We start from the raw sequence: 1,328 nt of genomic DNA on the forward strand, positions 1-1,328 counted from the left end.
ATCCAGACGACGCTGGACGGCTACAAGGCCGGTCTCAACGTCAACGCCGTCTCGATCGAGGATGCGGCACCGCCACGCGAAGTGGCCGATGCGTTCGACGAGGTGCAGCGCGCCGAGCAGGACGAGGACAAGTTCGTCGAGCAGGCCAACCAGTACTCCAATCAGAAGCTCGGGCAGGCGCGCGGCGAGGCCGCACAGATCCGCGAAGACGCGGCCGCCTACAAGAACCGGGTCGTGCAGGAAGCCGAGGGTGAGGCGCAGCGCTTCATCTCGGTCTATGACGAATATGCCAAGGCGCCCGATGTAACGCGCAAGCGCCTCTACCTGGAAACCATGGAGAAGGTTCTGAAGGATTCGAGCAAGGTCATCGTCGAGCAGGGCAACGGGCAAGGGGTCGTTCCCTATCTGCCGCTGCCGGCATTGCAGCCGAAAGCGCCGGCACCGGCCGCCCCCGTTACGGGAGGTAACCAGTGATGGCCAACCGTCTTCCCATCATCGTCGTCGCAGCAGCGGTTATCCTGTTCCTGCTCTATTCGTCGGTCTTCGTGGTCAATGCGCGCCAGCAGGCGCTGGTGCTCAGGTTCGGTGAGATCGTCGACGTCAAGAGCGAACCCGGCATCTACTTCAAGGCGCCGTTCTCGTTCTTCGACGCCGACACCGTGCAGCTGATCGAGAACCGGGTGCTGCGCTTCGATCTCGACAACATTCGCGTCCAGGTCTCGGGCGGCAAGTTCTATGAGGTCGATGCCTTCATCGCCTATCGCATCTCGGATCCGCGGGTCTTCCGCGCCGCGGTGTCCGGTCAGATCGAACTGGCCGAGGCCCGGCTCAGGACGCGTCTCGACGCTGCCTTGCGCCGTGTCTATGGTCTGCGTGATTTCGAGGCAGCACTCTCCGAAGAGCGCGGCGTGATGATGCGCGAGGTCCGCGACCAGCTCAGGCCCGATGCCACATCGCTCGGCCTGCAGATCGAGGATGTCCGCATTCGCCGCACCGATCTCACGGCCGAGGTCTCGCAGCAGACCTTCGACCGCATGAAGGCGGAACGCCTTGCGGAAGCTGCCCGGCTGAGGGCGCGCGGCAATGAGGCGGCACAGCGCATCACCGCCCGCGCCGATCGCGAAGTGGTCGAGATCGTCGCCGAAGCCCAAAAAGAGTCGGAAATCCTGCGCGGCGAGGGCGAGGCCCAGCGCAGCGCCACCTTCGCGGGAGCCTATCAGCGCGATCCGGCTTTCTTCGACTTCTACCGGTCGATGAATGCCTATGGCACGGCGCTGGACAACACCGGAACGACGATGGTGCTGTCGCCAAACTCGGAGTTCTTCCGC

At 64.0% G+C, this 1,328-nt stretch carries 2 protein-coding genes; both read left to right on the forward strand.

The features are described from left to right. The coding region (locus tag EN879_RS36155) for a protease modulator HflK (protein ID WP_164774848.1) at positions 1-474 on the forward strand (474 nt) is incomplete at its 5' end. Continuing rightward, positions 474-1,328: protease modulator HflC (locus tag EN879_RS36160; protein WP_164774849.1), on the forward strand; the 855-nt coding region annotated here is incomplete at its 3' end. The genes EN879_RS36155 and EN879_RS36160, both read left to right, overlap by 1 nt.

Origin of the sequence: Mesorhizobium sp. M7A.F.Ca.AU.002.02.1.1 (assembly GCF_003998535.1) — a bacterium.
Classification (GTDB): domain Bacteria; phylum Pseudomonadota; class Alphaproteobacteria; order Rhizobiales; family Rhizobiaceae; genus Mesorhizobium; species Mesorhizobium ciceri.